Raw genomic sequence first — 19,427 nt, 5'->3', positions numbered from 1 at the left:
CGGCCCGGCTTGTACCGCCGGGCCCGCCATGACCCCGCGGATCATCCCGCTTCAGGCGCGCATCCCCTGGAACAGCAGTTCGGTGATGCGCCTGACCTGGGTGGAATGAGCCTCGACATCCGGTTGCTCCTGGTTGACCAGTCGGTACAATTGCAGGTGCGAATAGTCGTTCAGCAGGAAGGCGGCCAGTTCGACGTCGAGGTCGGCGCGCAGCTTGCCGGCCTGCTGCAACGCCCTGATCAGCCCGCTGATCTCGGCCCTGAGCGCGTCGTTCATGGCTCGATAGCCTTCCGGCAATCCGTTGTCACCACCGAACAGGATCAGTGGCAGCAATTCGCGCCAGAGGCTGGGGTGCATGACTTCCAGGGCGTACCCGGTCAGCAAGCGTTCCAGATAACAAAGGGCTTCCACCGGATCCTCTATTTCAGGCATCCGGCTGCGAGTGTCCTTGAGGGCTCGCTGGTCGGCCTCGTGCAGGATCTCGAGGATGATCTCCTGCTTGTTGCCGAAGTACTTGAACACCGTGGGGGCCGACACGCCGGCCTGGCTGGCGATCTGCTCGATGGTGGTGTCCTGGAAGCCTTGGCGCTCGAACAGTTCGATGGCCGCCTTGCTGATGGCCTGGCGTCGTTCGGCTTTTTGTCGTTCACGCAATCCGCTCACGAAGAATCCTTGTCGTTGGGTAGAGCAGGGTGGTGCGATGGTCAGTCGGGATTTGCGCAACCTGTGGACGCGAGACTGGCATCGAATGGCCCCGGGGATCTTTTCAAAATACTTAACCCGATAAAGTATTTAAAGCGATTATTTCGACACGAGCCCGCCGGCCACGGGGATTATAGGGGCATTCGACCCTACCAGCCGGGGCAAAATGCCATGTATTGAGTGGCGAGAACAGGCACAAACCCGACGCATACAGCTAACTGACTGGTGAGGAAAGACAGGTACCGTGGCGCAGCTTCCACCGCCGTGCGCCCGTACGAGACGGTGGCGAATACTCATTCAGGTGCCGCTTTTCAGGAGGAGCGAGTACTCAGGCACCGACCATTGCCCTGCACGCCTCATGCCGCCACAAGAGAATAAGAAAATGACCAGCCCCAGTTTCAAGGATTCGAACGGCCACCTGGCGCAGGGCTTCAAGCCTCGTCACGTCACCATGCTCTCCATCGCCGGGATTATCGGCGCCGGTTTATTCGTGGGATCGGGACACGCCATCGCGGCGGCGGGGCCCGCCGTCCTGCTGGCCTATCTGTTTTCCGGCCTGCTGGTGGTACTGGTGATGCGGATGCTCGGGGAGATGGCGGTGGCACGCCCGGACACCGGCTCCTTTTCAACCTACGCCGACCAGGCCATCGGGCGCTGGGCGGGGTTCACCATCGGGTGGCTCTATTGGTGGTTCTGGGTGCTGGTGATCCCCATCGAGGCCCTGGCCGCCGGGCATGTATTGAACCAATGGTTTCCCTCCATCGACGCCTGGTTCTTCGCCTCGGTGTCGATTGTCGCGCTGGCGGTGACGAACCTGTTCAGCGTATCCAAGTATGGCGAGTTCGAGTTCTGGTTCGCGATGGCCAAGGTCGTGGCGATCATCGGTTTCATTTCCCTGGGGTTCGCCGTGCTGATGGGCTGGATCCCGGAGCGGGAAGCCAGCGGCTTGAGTCGTCTGATGCAGGAGCACGGCGGTTTCGCCCCCAACGGCCTGTCGGCGGTGGTAGGGGCTTTCATCACCATCATGTTCAGTTTCATCGGCACGGAGGCGGTGACCATCGCCGCGGCCGAATCCGATAATCCCGCGCAGAACATCGCCAAGGCGACCCGCTCGGTGATCTGGCGCATCGGGGTGTTCTACCTGCTGTCGATCTTCGTGGTCATCTCCGTGGTGCCCTGGAACGATCCGCAGCTGGCTTCGGTGGGTTCCTACCAACGCGCCCTGGAGCTGATGAACATTCCCCATGCCAAGTTCCTGGTGGATGCGGTGGTGCTGATCGCCGTGGCCAGTTGCATGAATTCCTCGATCTACATTGCCTCGCGCATGCTGTACTCCCTGGGCCGGCGCGGCGATGCGCCGAAGTCGCTGAAGGTGACATCCTCCCAGGGCGTGCCGAGGGCGGCAGTCATTGCCAGCACCGTGCTGGGCGCCGGCATCACGCTGTTCAGCTACTTCATGCCCGCCGGGCTGTTCCAGTTCCTGCTCGCCAGTTCCGGGGCCATCGCCTTGCTGGTGTACCTGGTGATCGCCATCTCGCAACTGCGCATGCGCCGCATGCTGCGTCGCCAGAACGTCGAGTTGTCCTTTCGCATGTGGTTGTTTCCCTGGCTGACCTGGCTGGTCATCGTGTTCATCTCGGCGGCGCTGGCCGTCATGATGATCACCCCAGAACACCGTAGCGAAGTGAGCACGACCCTGGGCCTGGCGCTGGCCATTTCCTTCATCGGGCTGGTGACATCGCGGCAGCATTCCCAGGCGAAAGGCGCCGTTTCCCTGGGTTCGTAACCTACACACTGCGAAGGCCCTGTCGGGGCCTTCGTCCCCAAGCTGTTTCAACCCTGAAACAGCTCTCGGGTGCCCGGCATCCGCCCGTCACCCGCATTTGAAACCCCACCCTGCGAACCGGCACTAACCCGTGCTTGCGTTGTCAGTAATTGGCGCCTATGGCGATGAGGATCGCGCCTGATGGCGGCACGTCAGCTGCATGGGGCACACGCGCCTTCGGGCAAATAACTCGCGATGGATTGCGTCCTGGACCGACTATTCCTTTTGCGGGTTGCACAACTATGGGTTTGCTTCTCGATCCGCGGCATGACATCGATGCCGCCTTGTTGAGTTATCGCCGCGTGTTCTGGGCTCTGGCACTGTTCAGTGGGGTGATCAACCTGCTGGTACTGGTGCCTTCGCTGTACATGATGCAGGTCTACGACCGTGTCCTGACCAGTCGCAACGAAACCACGTTGTTCATGCTGACCCTGATCGCCCTGGGGCTGTTCATGTTCAGTGCCTTGATCGAGTGGGTCCGCGGCGAGGTGATGATCCGCATGAGCGCCGGGCTCGACGATGCCCTGGGCGAGCGGATCTTCGACGCCGCGTTCGCCCGTAGCCTGCGCGAGCACAACGCCAACCCGGCCCAGGTGCTCAGCGACCTGGCCACGCTGCGGCAGCTGATTACCGGCCAGGGGCTGATCGCCTTGCTCGATGCGCCCTGGCTGCCGATCTTCCTGCTGGTGGCGTTCATCTTCCATCCCTGGTTCGGCGTGCTCACGCTGGTGCTGGCCCTGGTGCTCATCGGTCTGGCGCTGTGGGGCGAACTGGCGACGCGGGCGCGCCTGGGCGAAGCCAACCGGCTGGGCGTGCAGTCGGCGGTCTACGTCAACAGCACGCTGCATAACGCCGAAGTGATCCAGGCCCTGGGCATGCTTGGGCCATTGCGTCAGCGCTGGAGCCTGTTGCAGCAACGCATCATTGCCGCCCAGGCCCACGCCAGCGACCGCAGTGCCCGTATCACATCGACAACCCGTTTCGTGCGCATCTCCGGACAGTCCCTGGCCTTGGGGCTGGGCGCGTTGCTGGTGCTCGAAGGGCAACTGTCGGCGGGCATGATGATCGCGATGTCGCTGCTGCTGGGTCGAGCCCTGGCACCGGTGGAAATCGCCATCGGTTCGTGGAAGCAGTTCAATGCCGGACGCCAGAGCTACCAGCGCCTGAGCCAGTTGCTGGCCCAGCATCCGCGCGAGCGCCTGCGCATGCCGTTGCCACCGCCGACCGGCGCGGTGCGCCTGGAGCAACTGTATGTCGGGGCGCCCGGGGCTTCTCAGCCGATAGTGCGGGGGATCAACTTCAGCTTGAACAAAGGGGACGTGCTCGCGGTGGTCGGGCCCAGCGCCAGCGGCAAGTCGACCCTGGCCAGGGCACTGGTTGGAGTATGGCCGCCCCTGGGCGGCTCGGTGCGCCTGGACAACGCCGAGATCAGTCAGTGGTCCGCCGACGCCCTGGGCCCGCACCTGGGTTATCTGCCGCAGGACATCGAACTGTTCGACGGCAGCGTGGCGGACAACATCGCGCGCTTCGGCGAGCAGGACGCCGACAAGATCATCGCCGCCAGCCGCCACGCCGGCATCCACGAAATGATCCTGAGATTCCCCCTGGGCTATGACACGCCGCTGGGCCCCGGCGGGCTTGGCTTGTCCGGTGGACAGAAACAACGCCTCGGCCTGGCCCGGGCATTGTATGGGCACCCGTCCCTGGTCGTGCTCGACGAACCCAATTCCAATCTCGATGAAGCCGGCGAGCTGGCGCTGGTGCAGGCCATCAACGCGTTGAAGTCTTCCGGCAGCACCGTGGTGCTGATCACCCATCGACCCACCGTACTGGCGGTGGTCGATCACATCCTGGTGCTCAAGGACGGGATCCAACAGGCGTTCGGGCCCCGTGACCGGGTGCTCAAGGCGCTGATGCCGGGGCCGCGACCGGCCCCGGTCAAGGAGGCCGGCGAAGATGCGTGATCTGACTCCGGGGAAACAGGTGTACAGCGAGCATGGGATGAGCGTGCGCAACGTCAGTGTGCTGCCCGGCGCCAGCACCGATGCCGGTGCGGCGGCGCGATATGGCATGGGGTTCCTGGTGCTGGCACTCGGCGGCGCCTTGCTCTGGGCCTGCCTGGCACCGCTGGACCAGGGCGTGGTGGGCAGCGGCACCGTGGTGGTGGCGGGCGAGCGCAAGGCGGTGCAGTCGCTGGTGGGGGGCGTGGTGGAAAAACTGCTGGTGAGCGATGGCGATCGTGTCAGCCAGGGCCAATTGCTGATGCAGCTCAACACGGTGCAGGCGCAGTCGCAACTGGACGTGACCCTGGGCAAGCTGCTCAACGGCCGGAGCATCGAGGCACGCTTGATCGCCGAGCGCCTGGGCGCTTCGCAGATTCAATGGCCGACGCAATTGCTGGAGCGCGCCGAAGAGCCTCGAGTCAAGGCCGCCATGGCACTGCAGAGCCAGTTGTTCCTGACCCGTCGCGCAGAGTTGGGCAGCCGCTTGCAGATCATCGAACACGAAGTGGCCGCGTTGCAGCAGCAATTGCTCGGCTATGAGGGCGTGAAGCGCAACTACGACGCGCAGATGCGGTTCCAGCAACAGGAACTGGAAGGCCTGCGTGACCTGGCCCGTGAAGGTTATGTCCCGCGCAACAAACTCTTCGAGGCCGAGCGCAACGCGGCGCAACTGGCCGGCCAGATCGCCTCCGGGGTCGGCGACATCGGCAGGACCCGGCAGGCCATCAACGAGAGTCGGCTCAAGGCCTTGCAGGCGCAACAGGAGTTTCGTCGCGACGCCGAGACCCAGCTCAGCGAAGTGTCTGCCGAAGTCGCGGGATACGCCGACCAGATCCGTGCCTTGCAGTTCGAAGTCGATAACGGTGCCATCCGCGCGCCGGCGGCCGGGCAGGTCATGGACCTGAACATTCACACGGTCGGTGGCGTCGCCCAGGCCGGCCAGACCCTGATGCAGGTGGTACCGCTGGATGCGCCCATGGCCATCACTGCCCGCTTCGAGCCGCTGATGGCCAACAAGCTGCGACCGGGCTTGCCGGTGCATGTGCATTTCACCGCCCTGCAACGGGTGGACACCCCGACGGTGACGGGCACGGTGAGTACGGTGTCGGCGGACCAGTTGATCGATGAGCAGACGCACCTGCCGTACTTCTCCGCCAAGGTCGAGATCGCCGCCGACACGGTCGCCGCGCTGCAGGCCGCCGGGTTGCAGGTGCGCCCCGGCATGCTGGCCGACGTCACCGTGGTGACCGGCGAGCGAACCCTGATGAATTACCTGATGAAACCTTTGCGCGAACGCTTGCTGGCGGCCTTCAAGGAGGAATGAGCATGACTGACCGTTGGCTTTATCGTCGCCGGATGCTGTTGAGCCTGTGGTGCAGCGGTTGGGCGGCGATCAGCCCCTCGTGGGCCGCCGAGGACGGCCTGAGCCTGATCGCGGCGTACGATGCTTCGCGTCTCAACGATCCGACCGTGCAGTCGGCGGCCCACGCATTCGAAGCCTCGCGCCATGAAGAGGCGATCGGGCGTGGCGGGCTCTATCCGCAGGTGTCCCTGACTTCCCGTTATGGTTATGGCGGACGCACCGATGGTGGCGATGACAGCACCTACGTCAACAGCAACGACTACCAGGCCAACAACGTCACCCTGGCGGCGCAGCAGCCGCTCTACGACAAGGCCCGCTGGGCGGCCTACCAGGAAGGCAAGGCCCGTGGTCAGTTGGGCAGCCAACAGTTCGATGTCGCTGACCAGGCCCTGTACGACCGGGTCGCCAAGGCCTACTTCGACGTCGCCCGGGCCGAGAACGAAATCAAGCTGATCGCCCAGCAGAAGGCCGCCATCAATGGGCTGGTCATACAGAGCAAGAAGCTGTTCCAGGGGGGGCAGGGGGCGGTGACCGATATCGATGAAGCCCAGGCCCGCCTGGACCTGGTCGAGGCCCAGGAAGCCGAGGCACAGGCACGACGGGTGGCTGCGCTGCGGGCGTTGTCGGGCCGGGCCAGCGTGCCCATCGAAGACATCCAGCCGATGCGCGAGGAGCTGGCCGCCAGCAGCCCGCTGCCGCCCGAGCAGGACCTGGGCTACTGGACCGCCATCGCCCGCCAGGCCAGCCCCGAGCTGGCGGCCCGGCTGGCGGCGGTCAAGGTGGCCGAGGCGCAGGCCGAGAGCCAGCGCGCCGGGCATTATCCGACCTTGTCGCTGACCACTCAGCTGACCCGTCGGGAAACCCGTCAATACCAGGAGCTCGATCCTCGCCAGGACACCTATTACGTTGGTGTGCAGCTGGATATCCCGTTGTATCGCGGCGGCGCGGTACGCGCCTCGGTGGCCAAGGCCGAAGCGCAACTGGCCGGCGCCCAGTCGGACTATGACGTACAGCGCCAGCAACTGGCCGAGGATATCGAAACCGACTACATGGGCGTGGTGGCCGGGTTCGCCAAGAGCAAGGCGATGCAAAGGGCGGTGGAGTCCAACCAGCGGGCATTGACCTCGACAGAAAAAGGTTTCCAGGGCGGCGTGCGTTCCACCGTGGACATCCTCGATGCCCAGCAGCGCGTCTTCCAGGCCCGTCGAGACCTGCTCGACACCAAGCTCGACATGCTGCAAAGCTACGTCAGCCTGCACACCCATACCGGCCAGATGAATCGCGCGGTACTGGCGCAGGTGCAAGGCCTGTTCTAGACAGTCCAGGGGTCAGGTTCGCCACAAGAAAACCGTCCAGGCGCCGTGCCTGCCTTCAGGTTTTCAGGCACAGCAGGCCCCCTGTGGAAGCGAGCTTGCTCGCGATAGCGGTGGGTCAGTCAGCATCCATGCTGGATCTGCCGCCGTTCATTGCGAGCAAGCTCGCCCCACCGTTTGACCTGGGGGCTTGATTCAGGCGGTGAAGTCGCTGGCATGCAGCTCCTTGACCCCCACCAGTTCGAACTCGAACTCGGCGGTGGCGTCGGCGTCGACACTGCCGTAGAGAATGCCATCGGCGAAGCGCAATTGGCCGGTGGCGTTGCTGGCATCGAAGGCATTGCTGCCGATGAAGGTGAAGGCATCGACCGTGGCGGTCAACGGATTGGCGTCCAGGCCGGTGAGGTCCAACTTGTCGAACTCCGCGCTCTTGAAGCCGCTGATCACATCGCGCAGAGCCCCGACGCCCATGTCCGACAGCGCACCAAACGCGTAGGTGTCGGCGCCCGTGCCACCGGTTAGGTTGTCGGTGCCCGCGCCGCCGATCAGCCGGTCATCGCCCGAACCGCCCACCAGCGTATCGTTGCCGGCCCCTCCATCCAGGATGTTCGCCGCACTGTTTCCCGACAGCGTGTCGGCGTAGGCGCTTCCTTTCAGGTTCTCGATGAATTTCAAGGTATCGAGCCCCGAGCCCACGGTGTTCTGTTGCGCAGACGTCGAGAGGTTGACGGTTACGCCGGACAAGGTGCGTTCAAAACTGGCCGTGTCATTGCCGTCGCGTCCATCCAGGACGTTGTTGCCGGCGCCAGCGAACAGCGTATTGTCCAGGGCATTACCGGTGCCGTTGGCGGCGCCGGTGCCATCGACATACAGGTTCTCGACGTTGTTGCCCAAGGTATAGGTCGCCAGGCTGCTGTGCACGCTGTCGATCCCGCCTGTCAGCGCATTGCCGTTGGTCTCGATCACGCTGTCGTCGACGTTGTCGACAAAGTAACCGTCGTTGCCGTCGCCACCGCTCATGCTGTCGGCCCCGGCGGCGCCGTCCAGCACGTTGTTGGCGGCATTGCCGGTGATGAAGTTGCGGCGTTCATTGCCGGTACCGTCGATCTGCGACACACCGGTGAGCACCAGGTTCTCGAGATTGGCTCCCAGGGTCCAACTGACCGAGGCCTGCACTGTATCGATCTGCGCGGTCGAGGTGTTGGTTTCCACCACGCTGTCGAGGGCATTGTCGACCACATAGATGTCGTTGCCATCGCCCCCGGTCAGGGTGTCGGCGCCCAGGTCGCCATCGAGGGTGTCATTGCCCGAGCTGCCCACCAGGGTGTCGTCCTGGTCAGTGCCGGAGATCATCCCGCCTTCGTTCTGGGCACCGTCGAAAATGTCCTGCACGCTGTTGTTGTCGTTGGGGTTGCCCTGGAAGCCCAGGTCATTGGCAATGTAATCCGCCAGGCGCTGGCCGACGATCTCCGCCGATTCCTCGTGCAGGTGCCAGACATCGTCCGGGTACACCAGTGGATCGACTTCATAGCGCAGGGGCAGATCGTTGTAGTCCACCGCCAGCTTGACGTCGGCACGTTCGGCGGCGATGGCTTCCTGGGCGGCGCGGACATAACCGACGCCTTCGACGATGGAAGCGATCTTCTCTTGCGAATAGCCGCGGGCCCGGGCCGCGTCCTGCTCGTAGTGGCCGGTCTCCATCAGGTACACATTGAAATTGCCGAACTGGGCGTGCAGGTAATCGAAGACTTTCAAGGTCGCGGCCTTGTACGCCGCAGCCGCCGCGGCCTTGTCGGTGGAACGGGCGATCTCCTGGGCGGCTTCCTCGCCCTGGCCCCAGATGATGCCCATGGTGACGTTGTCGATCGCCTGCAGTTCGGTGCGCTGGTCGCGCAGCAACGTCACCGCTCGCAACAGTGCCGGCCCGGGTTGGTTGGTGTCTGTCAGCCACCAGCACAGCTGGAGTTCCTCGGGGCTGAGTGTGGACAGACCGTTGACCGTGCTGCCACCGACCGCGATGTCGATGCCGTTGCCATCGGCATCGGTGAACTGGCTGCGCACGTCGTAGGTGGTGTAGCGGTTCAGGTCATTGACCAGCATCGAGGTGCCGGACTGGTCGTCGTCCTCGGTCATGCGCAGCAGGCGCGCATTGGATTGGCCAAGGGTGGGCAGGTAGAGGATGTCCTGCTGGGCACGCTCGCCGAAGACGAAGTCGTTGGCGGTGAGGGTGTTGAGGTAGTTGCCGTTGAGGGCGATCTCGAAGCGATTGCCATCGGCGTCGGCTTCGGCGGACTTGATGTAGGTCTTGTCGCCGGCCGCGTTCAGGGTCATGTACAGCGTGCCGTTGCTGCCATCGCCGAGGCCGAGCAAACCCAGCCCCGAAACGTCGATCTTGTCGACGCCCACGGTGAAGTCATAGATCGTGTCGGTGGCCGTGACACCGCCGGTGTCGTAGTCGCGATAACTGTCGGACAGGTTGTTGTAGCGGAAGGTGTCGACCCCATCGCCACCGTACAGCGAGTCCCGTCCGGCGCCACCGTCGATGATGTCCGCACCGGTCCCGGCCTTGATCGTGTCGGCGCCGCCCAGGCCGAGGATCAGGTCCGCGCCCGCCGTACCGTTGAGGCTGTCGCCATTGCTGGTGCCGGTGATGGTGTTGGCGGGGGCATCCGCCACTGCCAGGCTGAAGTTGTCGCTGACCGATGCGCCCGCCGGGTCGGTGGCCTTGACCAGTACGTCGTAGGTCCCCGCGGCGGTACTGGTGGGCGTACCGCTGAAGGTCAGGCTGGTGGCATTGAATGTCAGCCAGGCGGGCAGGGCGCTGCCGTTGGCCAGGGTGGCGGTATAGGTCAGCACATCCTGGTTGGCGTCGGTGAAGCTGTTGTTCGCCACCGTGTAGGTGAATGGCGTGCTTTCACTGGCCGTCTGGTCCAGGAGCGGGATGGCCACCACCGGCGCCACGTTGGTGGGGGTGGTCTGGTCGGCGAAGACGAAGTGACTGGCCGTCAGGCTGCTGGCGAGGTTGCCCGCCATGGAGATCTCGAACCGGTTGCCGTTGGCGTCGACCGTCAGGTCCTTGAGATAGGTCCGGTTGGTGGAGGAACTGTAGGTGACCTGCAAGGTGCCGTTGAGCCCGTTGCCCAGGCCGGTATAGCCCAGGGCCGATACATCGATCTTGTCGGCGGCCACGTCGAAATCGAGGATCTGGTCACTGGCGCTGGTGGAGCTGGTGCGGTAGCTGTCGAGCTTCGAGGTGTAGCGGAACACATCGGCCCCTGTGCCGCCGGTGAGTTTGTCGACGCCAGTGCCGCCCACCAGGATGTCGTTGCCGGCACCGCCATTGAGGGTGTCGTTGCCCGCGCCGCCGAACAGCTGTTCATTGGCCGCTGTGCCAGTCAGGGTGTCGTTGTTCGGCGTGCCATTGATGACAATGGCGGTGGGCACGTCCTGTACGGCGAGGGTGAAGCTGTCACTGACCGTGGCGTTGCTGCCGTCGGTGGCGGTGACCTGGATCGAGTAGGTGCCCGATGCCGTATCGGGAGGCGTGCCGTTGAAGGTGCGTGTGGCGGCATCGAAGGTCAGCCAGGCGGGCAGCGGGTTGCCATTGGCGAGCCTGGCGGTGTAGCTGAGGCTGTCGTTGTCCGGGTCGGTGAAGCTGGTGGCCGGTACGACGTAGCTGAACGGGGTGTTCTCGGTGGCGTTCTGGTCCAGCAAGGGCGTGGCCAGCACAGGGGCCTGGTTGGTCGGTGAGGTCGTGGCGAAGACGAAATTGGCGCTGGTCAAGGTGTTGAGGTAGTTACCCTCCAGCGCCACTTCGAAGCGGTTGCCGTTGGCGTCGGCCTCCAGGGATTTGACGTAGGTCTTGGTGCCGGCGCTGTTGAGCACCAGATAGACGGTGTTGTTCTTGCCGTCGCCCAGGCCGGTGAAGCCCATGGCCGAGAGGTCGAGCTTGTCGGCACTGACGTTGAAGTCGGTGATCAGGTCTCCCAGGTTGGCGCCGCCGGTGTTGTAGTTGCGGTAGCTGTCCAGGCGGTTGGCGAACACGAAGGTGTCCGCCCCGGTACCGCCACTGAGGGTATCCATGCCGGCGCCGCCGTCGAGCTTGTCGTCCCCCGCGCCGGCGCTGAGGCTGTCGTTGCCGGCCAGGCCCAGCAGGGTGTCGGCCGCATCGCTGCCCAGCAACGAGTCGCTGGCGCTGGTACCGGTGATTACGCGATTGAAGATGAAATTGCTCGCCGTCAGGGTGCTGGCCAGGTTGCCCGAAAGGATCAGCTCGAAGCGATTGCCGCTGGCATCGGCGTCGAAGTCCTTGATGTAGGTGCGGTCGCTGCTGGCGTTGTAGCTGACTTGCAAGGTGCCGCCACGACCGTTGCCCAGGCCGGTGAAACCGAGGCCGGCGAGATCGATCTTGTCCTGGGTGACGTCGAAGTCGGTGATGGTGTCGTCGAAGCTGGTGGTGGCGTTGCGATAGCTGTCGGACTGGCTGCCGAAGCGGAAGGTATCGGCCCCGGTGCCGCCGGTGAGCTTGTCGACGCCCGCGCCGCCGACGAGAATGTCGCCACCGGCCGCGCCATTGATGGTGTCGTTGCCCGCGCCGCCATAGAAAATCTCGCTGGCGGCGCTGCCCAGCAGGGTGTCGTTGCCGGCAGTGCCTTGTACCGTGGTCATGGGCACCGTAGCACTGACGTAGCTGCCGTCGCCATAGACCAGCGTGGCGCCCTTGCTGGTGTGGCTGATGGTGTTGGCGATGATGGCGTTGCGGTCGGTGCCGTCCTCGTTGCGCTCGGCGACGCCGTAGGTCGACAGGTCGCTGCCGGTGATGAGGTTGCCCTGGATCGTGTTGTCGCTGCCGTTGAAGTACTTCCCGGAGACCCCCAGCGTGTCGTCGTAGGACTGGATGATGATTTCCGGCACCGGTGCGCCCAGGGAGTTGTTGTTGAGGGTGTTATCGATGACCTCGACGTGGTTGCTGCCGTAGATGCGAATGCCGGCGCTGGCGTTGTCGTGGATGTCCACGCCGCTGACCGTCACTTCGCTGGACAGCTTGATCAGCACCCCTTCGGCGCCGTTGCCATAGACCTCGCCACCGGTGATGGTGATGTTGCTGGGGGAGGGGATGTCCTCGCTGCCGCGCTGGACCACGATGCCATTGCCGCCGTTGTCGTAGGCGATGTTGTTGGTCAGGGTGAAATCATGGGTGCTGGTGACGACGTTGAAGCCGTGGCGGTCGTTGTTGTAGGCGACGTTGTTTTCGAACGTGCTGTCACTGAGGAAGTCCGCCACGAAGCCATCCAGGCCGTTGCCGTGGGACACGCTGTTCTTGATGACCATGTTCACGGTCTGCTCGTGGGGGTCGAAGCCGTACCCGGAGCAATCCTTGATCTCGACGCTGTCGAGGGTGACGTTGGAATCGTAGCCTTCTTCGCCGGGGATATAGCCGTTGAACCAACCGTCGACCTTGCCGGTGGTGCTGTCGCGGTTGCCGTCGATGGTGAGGTTGCTGACGCCGAAATCGTGGGTTTCCTCGCCATAGGCCGAGCGGATGATGCCGGTGATCTTGGTGTCGGAGCCATCGGCCAGCTTGACCGTGGTGTCGCCCATGCCGTCGCCGTACAGATAGACGTTGCTCTTGAGCATCAGGCAGCCGTCTGAAGGTTCCTCTCCACCCGAAACGATATAGGTGCCGGTCGGCATGTAGACCTGGCCCCCACCCGCAGCGGCCGCCGCGTCGATCGCAGCCTGGATGGCCGCGGTGTCATCGGTAATACCGTCTCCTTTGGCGCCAAAATTTTGTACGTTGAAAATCATGAGCTTATCTCCGTATCGGGCTGGAACCACGGTAAATGCCAATATTCCATCGGCAACCACGCAGTTATGACCCGGTGGAGCGAGAAAGTTGTGACCGCATATCGGGCAAGTGTCAAAAAGCCGGACTACCGGATCGACGGTCGAAACGAAAACAACGGTCCATTGACGCCTGCGGCGTCCTGGAGCGGCCATTGCTGCCTTTGTTGATTGGCATCAAGCCCGGGGCCGAGCGCCCGCGGTAGCCTCGAACAAAGGTCGCCCGGTGATGAAGTAGCCCCATGAGCTATCCGCTGTTTCTGACGTTGCACCTGTTCGCCGCGCTGGTCTTTATCGGCACGGTGTTCTTCGAGGTGCTGTTCCTGGAAAGCATCCGCCGGCAACTGCCCGGCAAGGTCATGGTGCTGCTGGAGCAGGGCATCAGTCGGCGCGCCCGGCAATTGATGCCCTGGGTGCTGCTGGCGCTGTTCGGTGCGGGCGCCGCCATGGTCTGGCTGCGCTACTGGCCGGCGCTGATGTCGCCCCTGCAATCACCGTTCGGCTTGCTGCTGGGGCTCAAGATCGGGCTGGCCGCCAGCGTGCTGGGGCATTTCCTCTGGGCCATGTGGCTGTTCAAGCGTGGACGGATGAATGCCCGTTACGTACGGATCATTCATACCCGGGTGTTCCTGCACCTGGTGGCCATCGTGCTGCTGGCCAAGGCCATGTTCTACGTGACCTGGTAGCGATGGGGGCATGTGTTCCGGGCGCTTGATACAGGTCAAGGTGGCCTGGCGGATCACATCGGACAATGGCCCGGCAGCCACTCGGAGATCGTCATGTTCGACCTGTTCCATAAATTCCACGGCGGCGTCGGTTCCCTCGACCTGCTCCGGGGCTTGCGCAACAGCCGCCAGAAGCGACGCCCACTGTCGTTGTCGGTGCACCTGCCTTCGCGCCTGAGGCTGGCGTCATGTTCACCCCTTGCCAGCGTCTGCCGGTGCGCCGAGATCGACGTCTACCTGCAGCACCTGACCTACGAAATGGGGCTGGTGGGCTGCCATCTGGGGGCTGGGCGGCGAGTCGAGCAGTTCTACCTGACCGGTGGCACACCGGTGATCGTCCATCTGCAACGACTGATGGAGGAACTGCACAAGCGCTTCGATTTCTGTGAGAGCGGCGACCACAGTATCGAGGTGGACCTGCATCACACCGATTGGTCGACCATGGGCCTGATCCGGGACCAGGGCTTCAGCCACGTCAGCATCGGCGTTCCCGATATGGGGCCCGATGCCGATCTCTCGGTGGATTGCTACCAGAACCCGGCACCGATCCATTCGTTGATCGATGCGGCGCGCACCTTCGGTTTCCGCTCGGTCAACATTGACCTGGGCTACGGCCATGCCTGGCAGACACCCCACAGTTTCGCCGCGAAGCTGGCCACTTTGATCGAGCTGGAGCCGGACCGGCTGCATGTGTTCGATTACGCCCGCGCCCCCTGGCGCTACCGCCTGGCCCATGCCCCGGGCGCCGGGGCCTTTTGCAGCCAGGCCGACAAGGATGCGATGGGCCGGATCTGCTGCGAGCAACTGATCGCGGCGGGTTATCACTACATTGGCCAGGGGCAGTTCGTCAGGACCGACGACGACCTGGCGGTCGCCCAGGAACATGGGCGCCTGCACCGCAATTGCCAAGGGTTCACCCGGCATGGCTGTTGCGATCATGTGGGGTTCGGCTTGTCCGCCGTCACCCAGATCGAGCACCTGTACGTGCAGAACACCGACGATCTGTCGCACTACCGCCAGGCCCTGGATGCCGGACAGTTACCCATCTACCGGGGTTGGCGTTGCGAGGCCCGGGACCTGGTCCGGGCCAGCGTGACCGAACAACTGTCCTGCGACCTGGAGCTGGATATCCCCGCCATCGAAGCCCGCTTCGGGCTGGTGTTTCGCGAGCATTTCGCCTCGATCTGGCCGCAGCTGGAGGCCCTGCATGCCAAGGGCTCGATCGATTTGTCGAGCCGCTTCATCGGCATCCTGCCGGCCGGGCGACTAGACGTGGACGCGATCTGCGACCTGTTCGATCCGCGCCCGGACGCAGCGCGCAGCGCGCCCTTCGAGCCGATACCTGACCAGACCTTTGAAAAGTTGAATCCATCATGACGCCTTCCTCCGGTTTCAATCGGGCCCTGGTCGAGAAATACGATCGTCCGGGACCGCGCTACACCTCCTATCCCACGTCACCGCAGTTCCACCAGGCGTTTGCCATGGATGAATACCGCCAGGCGGCGCAGCGCAGTAACCAGGCGCCGGCGCCCAAGCCATTGTCGGTGTACATCCACGTGCCGTTCTGCCAGAGCCTTTGCTATTACTGCGCGTGCAACAAGATCATCACGCGCAAGACCCATCGCGCGGCCGAATACCTGACGTACCTCAAGCGGGAAATTGCCTTGCAGGCGGCGCTGTTCGACCGCACGCGCAAACTGACCCAGTTGCACCTGGGGGGCGGCACCCCCACCTACCTGACCCATGAGCAGCTGGCCGAGCTGATGGACTGCCTGCACCAGTGGTTCGACATGGACGACAGCGACGAACATGAGTTCTCCATCGAGGTCGACCCGCGCACCATCGGTGCCGCGCAGATCCGGGGCCTGCGCCAGCTGGGATTCAACCGCCTGAGCTTCGGTGTCCAGGATTTCGATGCCCAGGTGCAACAGGCCGTCAATCGGGTGCAGAGCGAGGCACAGGTCGCGGAGCTGGTCACGGCGGCCCGCCTGGCGCGTTTCAAGTCGGTCAGTGTCGATCTGATCTATGGCCTGCCGCTGCAGACCATTGCCAGTTTCGATGTCACCCTGAGCAAGATCATCGCGCTGCGTCCCGACCGGATCGCGGCCTACAGCTACGCGCATCTGCCCCAGCGGGTGCGAGCGCAGCGGATGATCCGGCCCGAGGACATGCCGCCGCCGGAGCGCAAGCTGGAACTGCTGGAGCTGACCATCAACCGCCTGACCGAGGCCGGATATGTCTACATCGGCATGGACCATTTCGCCCTGCCGGACGATGAACTGGTGCGCGCCCGCGTCCAGGGCACGTTGCAGCGCAATTTCCAGGGCTATTCCACCCATGCCGATTGCGATTTGATCGGCCTGGGGGTGTCCTCGATCGGCAAGGTCGGCGACAGCTACAACCAGAACGTCAAGGAGCTTTCCCAGTACTACGCGCGCCTGGACCAGGGCCTGCTGCCGGTGCAGCGCGGCTATCGCCTGAGTGACGATGACCGGCTGCGGCGCGAGGTCATCAGCGAGCTGATGTGCCACGGCCGGGTCGACTTCGGTCGGGTGGAGGCGGTCCATGGCATACGTTTCAACGAATATTTCGCCGACTCGCTGGCTCGTCTCCAGGAACAGGCGGGCGATGGGCTGTTGCAGATTCGCCCTGACGCACTGGAGCTGTTGCCCCAGGGACAACTGATGATGCGCAGTGTCGCGATGGCCTTCGATGCCTACCTTGAGGCTGCCCCGACGATCCAGTATTCGCGTACGGTCTGATGGGGCATCAGAGGGTGGGGGAAGCTGCCAGCCGTCAGCTCCTGTCGTCGTCGGGCTCCGTCGAGGCCGGGATCAGGTCGCGTATCGCATAGAAACCCTGCACCAGGCGTTTCTTGGCCCGGTACTCGCACAGCAGCAACAGGGTATCGGGCAGTTGGGAGATCGACGAGGCGTGCTTGACCACCATCGTCTTGCCTCCCGAGCGCAAACGGACCCGTGTCCCGGGCTCGAACGTCCCCATTTTCAGTCACCTCGCGGTTATCTTGTTTGTGCTTTCGATCCAGCCCCCGCCCAGCGCCTTGTACAGATTGACTTCGGCCAACAGCTGCGCCAGGCGGTCGACGATGAGGGTCTGGCGGGCACTGAACAGCGAGCGTTGCGCATCGAGAAACGTCAGGCTGCTATCGACGCCGATGCGATAGCGGCGCTCGGCGAGCCTGTAGTAGTCCTGGTTGGCCTGCACCAGATCGTTCTGGGCGATCAGTTGATCCTTGTAGGTCTTGCGTGCCGCCAGGCCATCGGACACTTCCTGGAAGGCGGTCTGGATCGATTTTTCATACTGCGAGACGCGAATGTCTTTCTGGATTTTCGAATAGTCCAGGCTCGCCCTGAGGCTGCCGGCATTGAAAATCGGCAGGTTGATCTGTGGCTGGAACAACCAGCTGCCGGAGCCGCCCTTGAACAGGCCCGACAGCTCGTTGCTGGAACTGCCGGCATTGGCCGTCAGGCTGATGCTGGGGAAGAACGCGGCCCGGGCCGCGCCGATGTTGGCATTGGCCGACTGCAGCAGGTATTCGGCCTCGAGAATATCCGGACGCCGTTGCAGCAGGTCCGAGGGCAGGCCCGCCGGGACTTCGGCCAGCAGATCGTCCGCCAGCGCCAGGCCAGGCAGCTCATCGTCTACCGACGTGCCGACCAGCAGGGTGAGGTTGTTGAAGTCCTGGGCCACTTGTCGCTGGAATTTCGCCAGGCTGGCCCTGGCGCTTTCCACCGAGGTGCGCGATTGGCTCAGGTCCAGGGCCGAGGCGGTGCCGACCTGGTTGCTGCGCTCGGTCAGGCGCAGGCTTTGTTCAAAGGACTGGAGCGTATCCTGGGTCAGTTTCAGCAGCTCCTGGTCGGCCCGCCAGGTCAGGTAGGCGCTGGCCACGCTGGCCACCAGGCTCAACTGGGTGCTGCGACGGGCTTCTTCGCTGGACAGGTAGATGAGGGACGCCTGGTCGCTGAGGCTGCGTATGCGTCCGAACAGGTCCAGCTCATAGGCACTGATGCCCAGGGTGGCGGAGTACGAGCTGCTGATCGTCGAATCGCCGGTCTGGGTGATACTGGCCGGCACTCGCTGGCGCGACCCCGAGCCGTTGGCACTGACCGCCGGGAACATATCCGCGCGCTGGATCCGGTACTGCGCCTGATAGGCCTCGACATTCAATGCCGCCACCCGCAAGTCGCGGTTGTTGAGCAAGGCTTTCTCGATGAGTTGTTGCAGCGTCGGGTCGCGGAACAGGTCGCGCCAACCCTGGTCGGCGGCCAGGGGCCCTTGCAAGGCCGGGGCATAGGCCGACGTCTGCGAGTACTGCGCGGCGACGGGGGCATCGGGGCGCTGGTAGTCCGGGATCAGCGAACAGCCACCAAGCAGCAAAGCCGCGGCCGTCAGGGGGCTCAGGAGTTTATGCATCGACCTGTCTCATCAAGATGCCTGCTCAGGGCCCACAGGCGGGGGCAGGCGGGTTCGGTTGGGGGCGCGGTTGCCCGCGCCGGTCGGTCATGATCCGATCATCCACTTCGCCAGCCCATGGCGTCCGCTGACGCCAAGCTTGGCGGCGGCGCGTTTGAGATAGGTTTCGATGGAGCTGTTCTTGACCCGAAGCTTTTCCGCGATCTCCGGGACGGTACCCCCGGCCAGCAGCCCCAGGCACACCTCTTTCTCCCGCACCGAAAGGGTGACGTCGCAGGGACTCAACCGTTCGTTGAAGTCGCGCTGCAACTGCGTCTGCTCAGCCGCATTGAGCGCGTGGCTCGATGCACCGCCATGCGCCTTGACACTGGACTGGCGGTTCAGATGGGCATGGCGCTCGGCCAGGGGCAGCAGGGTTTCGGAGAGGTATTTCAAAAACGACAGTTCCTGAAGGGAAAAGTCGCGATGCAGCTGGGGGCGGTGCAATGAGATCACGCAGCGGCGGTTGCCTTTGCGGGAAATCAGGCTGCACTGGTGGGACGTGCCCAGGCAGGTATTGCCTCGTTCGTCCTTCAGTCGGGCGCCCAGGTGGATCAACAGGGCGTCATCGACTTCCAGTACTCGTTTCACCAGGGGATGGTCGTTGCGCTGGATTGCCGTGGTAGGGCAGACCGATTGCATCTCCGGGCTTTTCTGCTGGCCAGCCTCGCCCAGCAATTGCACATCGAGGACAGTCGTCTGGTTGTCGTCCACCGTCCACTCACTCAGTTCGAGTCGACCGATCGGCACCGAGGGTTCGATCAGCTGGTGCATGTTGGTCAAGAAACTCTCGTGTCCGACACTTGAAATCAGCCTTCCTAGCTCCGCGTAGATGTGCGTGTTTTGCGCACCTCCAAAAACCGCATGTCGATTCATATGCTTATCCTGCATATCGAAACTGCTCTGCATTTCAGTGATCGTTGACGGAGGAAAATCCGACCGCTTCCCAAAATGCTGAAGCCTTTCTGGATTAATACCTGAGGATCAAATATCACCTGTGAATCCATTCACATAAAAAACGATTCAGCCGGTAGGACTATATAAGCATTCGCATGTAGGAAAAGTCTGTAAGGGAAAACAGGGACAATCCGGGGGCAACCGGGTAGCACTGTCCAACCGATCCTTCCCTGCTTGCTGGCAAAACGCTTCCGGTCAACGACATCCTCATTGCTGAATGGC

At 63.4% G+C, this 19,427-nt stretch carries 12 protein-coding genes; 7 read left to right on the top strand and 5 right to left on the bottom strand.

Annotation, left to right across the window (positions count from 1 at the left end):
- Positions 1-51: 51 nt before the first annotated feature.
- Positions 52-663 carry a TetR/AcrR family transcriptional regulator gene (locus BT179_RS19610; protein ID WP_072396665.1) on the bottom strand — a complete coding sequence of 204 codons (612 nt, stop codon included), beginning with the start codon at positions 661-663 and terminating at the stop codon, positions 52-54.
- A gap of 421 nt (positions 664-1,084) precedes the next feature.
- Here BT179_RS19610 and gabP point away from each other — a divergent pair, with 421 nt between their 5' ends.
- From gabP to BT179_RS19590, 4 genes are all read left to right on the top strand, one after another.
- Positions 1,085-2,488 carry a GABA permease gene (gene gabP / locus BT179_RS19605; RefSeq protein ID WP_072396667.1) on the top strand — a complete coding sequence of 468 codons (1,404 nt, stop codon included), beginning with the start codon at positions 1,085-1,087 and terminating at the stop codon, positions 2,486-2,488.
- A 281-nt stretch (positions 2,489-2,769) separates the two neighbouring features.
- On the top strand, positions 2,770-4,491 hold the full coding sequence (locus tag BT179_RS19600) for a type I secretion system permease/ATPase (RefSeq protein WP_072431530.1): 1,722 nt from the start codon (positions 2,770-2,772) through the stop codon (positions 4,489-4,491).
- A complete protein-coding gene (locus tag BT179_RS19595; protein ID WP_072431531.1) occupies positions 4,484-5,854 on the top strand; it encodes an HlyD family type I secretion periplasmic adaptor subunit in 1,371 nt (456 codons plus the stop codon). Before BT179_RS19600 ends, BT179_RS19595 begins: the two co-directional genes overlap by 8 nt.
- Positions 5,855-5,856: 2 nt before the next feature.
- A complete protein-coding gene (locus BT179_RS19590) occupies positions 5,857-7,209 on the top strand; it encodes a TolC family outer membrane protein (RefSeq protein ID WP_072396684.1) in 1,353 nt (450 codons plus the stop codon).
- Between the two features lie 192 nt (positions 7,210-7,401).
- On the opposite strand, the gene BT179_RS19585 is transcribed toward BT179_RS19590, so the two are convergent.
- Complete coding sequence (locus BT179_RS19585; RefSeq protein ID WP_072431532.1) at positions 7,402-13,014, bottom strand: putative Ig domain-containing protein; 5,613 nt, start codon at positions 13,012-13,014, stop codon at positions 7,402-7,404.
- Positions 13,015-13,292: 278 nt separating this feature from the next.
- On the opposite strand from BT179_RS19585, the gene BT179_RS19580 reads away from it, so the two are divergent.
- From BT179_RS19580 to hemN, 3 genes are all read left to right on the top strand, one after another.
- Entirely contained in the window at positions 13,293-13,736 is a 444-nt protein-coding gene (locus BT179_RS19580; RefSeq protein WP_072396688.1) for a CopD family copper resistance protein, read from the top strand.
- A 93-nt stretch (positions 13,737-13,829) separates the two neighbouring features.
- Entirely contained in the window at positions 13,830-15,152 is a 1,323-nt protein-coding gene (locus tag BT179_RS19575) for an oxygen-independent coproporphyrinogen III oxidase (RefSeq protein WP_072431533.1), read from the top strand.
- Positions 15,149-16,537, top strand: a complete 1,389-nt coding sequence (gene hemN / locus BT179_RS19570) for an oxygen-independent coproporphyrinogen III oxidase (protein WP_072431534.1) — start codon at positions 15,149-15,151, stop codon at positions 16,535-16,537. The genes BT179_RS19575 and hemN overlap by 4 nt, the downstream gene beginning before the upstream one ends.
- A 34-nt stretch (positions 16,538-16,571) precedes the next feature.
- On the opposite strand, the gene BT179_RS19565 is transcribed toward hemN, so the two are convergent.
- The 3 genes from BT179_RS19565 to BT179_RS19555 form a co-directional block, all read right to left on the bottom strand.
- Positions 16,572-16,778, bottom strand: a complete 207-nt coding sequence (locus tag BT179_RS19565) for a YodC family protein (RefSeq protein ID WP_072396694.1) — start codon at positions 16,776-16,778, stop codon at positions 16,572-16,574.
- A 6-nt stretch (positions 16,779-16,784) separates the two neighbouring features.
- Entirely contained in the window at positions 16,785-18,209 is a 1,425-nt protein-coding gene (gene adeC / locus BT179_RS19560; protein WP_072431535.1) for an AdeC/AdeK/OprM family multidrug efflux complex outer membrane factor, read from the bottom strand.
- Positions 18,210-18,296: 87 nt separating this feature from the next.
- The gene (locus BT179_RS19555; RefSeq protein ID WP_072431542.1) at positions 18,297-19,124 is read right to left on the bottom strand and encodes a helix-turn-helix transcriptional regulator; all 828 of its coding nucleotides are present in this window, start codon (positions 19,122-19,124) and stop codon (positions 18,297-18,299) included.
- Between the last annotated feature and the right edge of the window lie 303 nt (positions 19,125-19,427).

The sequence above is a fragment of the Pseudomonas sp. NFACC43 genome (genome assembly GCF_900119645.1).
GTDB lineage: Bacteria > Pseudomonadota > Gammaproteobacteria > Pseudomonadales > Pseudomonadaceae > Aquipseudomonas.
Note: the sequence above shows the minus strand (reverse complement) of the source record. Positions and strands in the feature narration are given on the sequence as shown.

Excerpts from the sequence above, each read along its gene's own strand:
- gabP (WP_072396667.1), top strand. The coding sequence starts at position 1,085 with ATGACCAGCCCCAGTTTCAAGGATTCGAACGGCCACCTGGCGCAGGGC.
- BT179_RS19600 (WP_072431530.1), top strand. The coding sequence starts at position 2,770 with ATGGGTTTGCTTCTCGATCCGCGGCATGACATCGATGCCGCCTTGTTG.
- BT179_RS19595 (WP_072431531.1), top strand. The coding sequence starts at position 4,484 with ATGCGTGATCTGACTCCGGGGAAACAGGTGTACAGCGAGCATGGGATG.
- BT179_RS19590 (WP_072396684.1), top strand. The coding sequence starts at position 5,857 with ATGACTGACCGTTGGCTTTATCGTCGCCGGATGCTGTTGAGCCTGTGG.
- BT179_RS19585 (WP_072431532.1), bottom strand. The coding sequence starts at position 13,014 with ATGATTTTCAACGTACAAAATTTTGGCGCCAAAGGAGACGGTATTACC.
- BT179_RS19580 (WP_072396688.1), top strand. The coding sequence starts at position 13,293 with ATGAGCTATCCGCTGTTTCTGACGTTGCACCTGTTCGCCGCGCTGGTC.
- BT179_RS19575 (WP_072431533.1), top strand. The coding sequence starts at position 13,830 with ATGTTCGACCTGTTCCATAAATTCCACGGCGGCGTCGGTTCCCTCGAC.
- hemN (WP_072431534.1), top strand. The coding sequence starts at position 15,149 with ATGACGCCTTCCTCCGGTTTCAATCGGGCCCTGGTCGAGAAATACGAT.
- BT179_RS19565 (WP_072396694.1), bottom strand. The coding sequence starts at position 16,778 with ATGGGGACGTTCGAGCCCGGGACACGGGTCCGTTTGCGCTCGGGAGGC.
- adeC (WP_072431535.1), bottom strand. The coding sequence starts at position 18,209 with ATGCATAAACTCCTGAGCCCCCTGACGGCCGCGGCTTTGCTGCTTGGT.
- BT179_RS19555 (WP_072431542.1), bottom strand. The coding sequence starts at position 19,124 with ATGAATCGACATGCGGTTTTTGGAGGTGCGCAAAACACGCACATCTAC.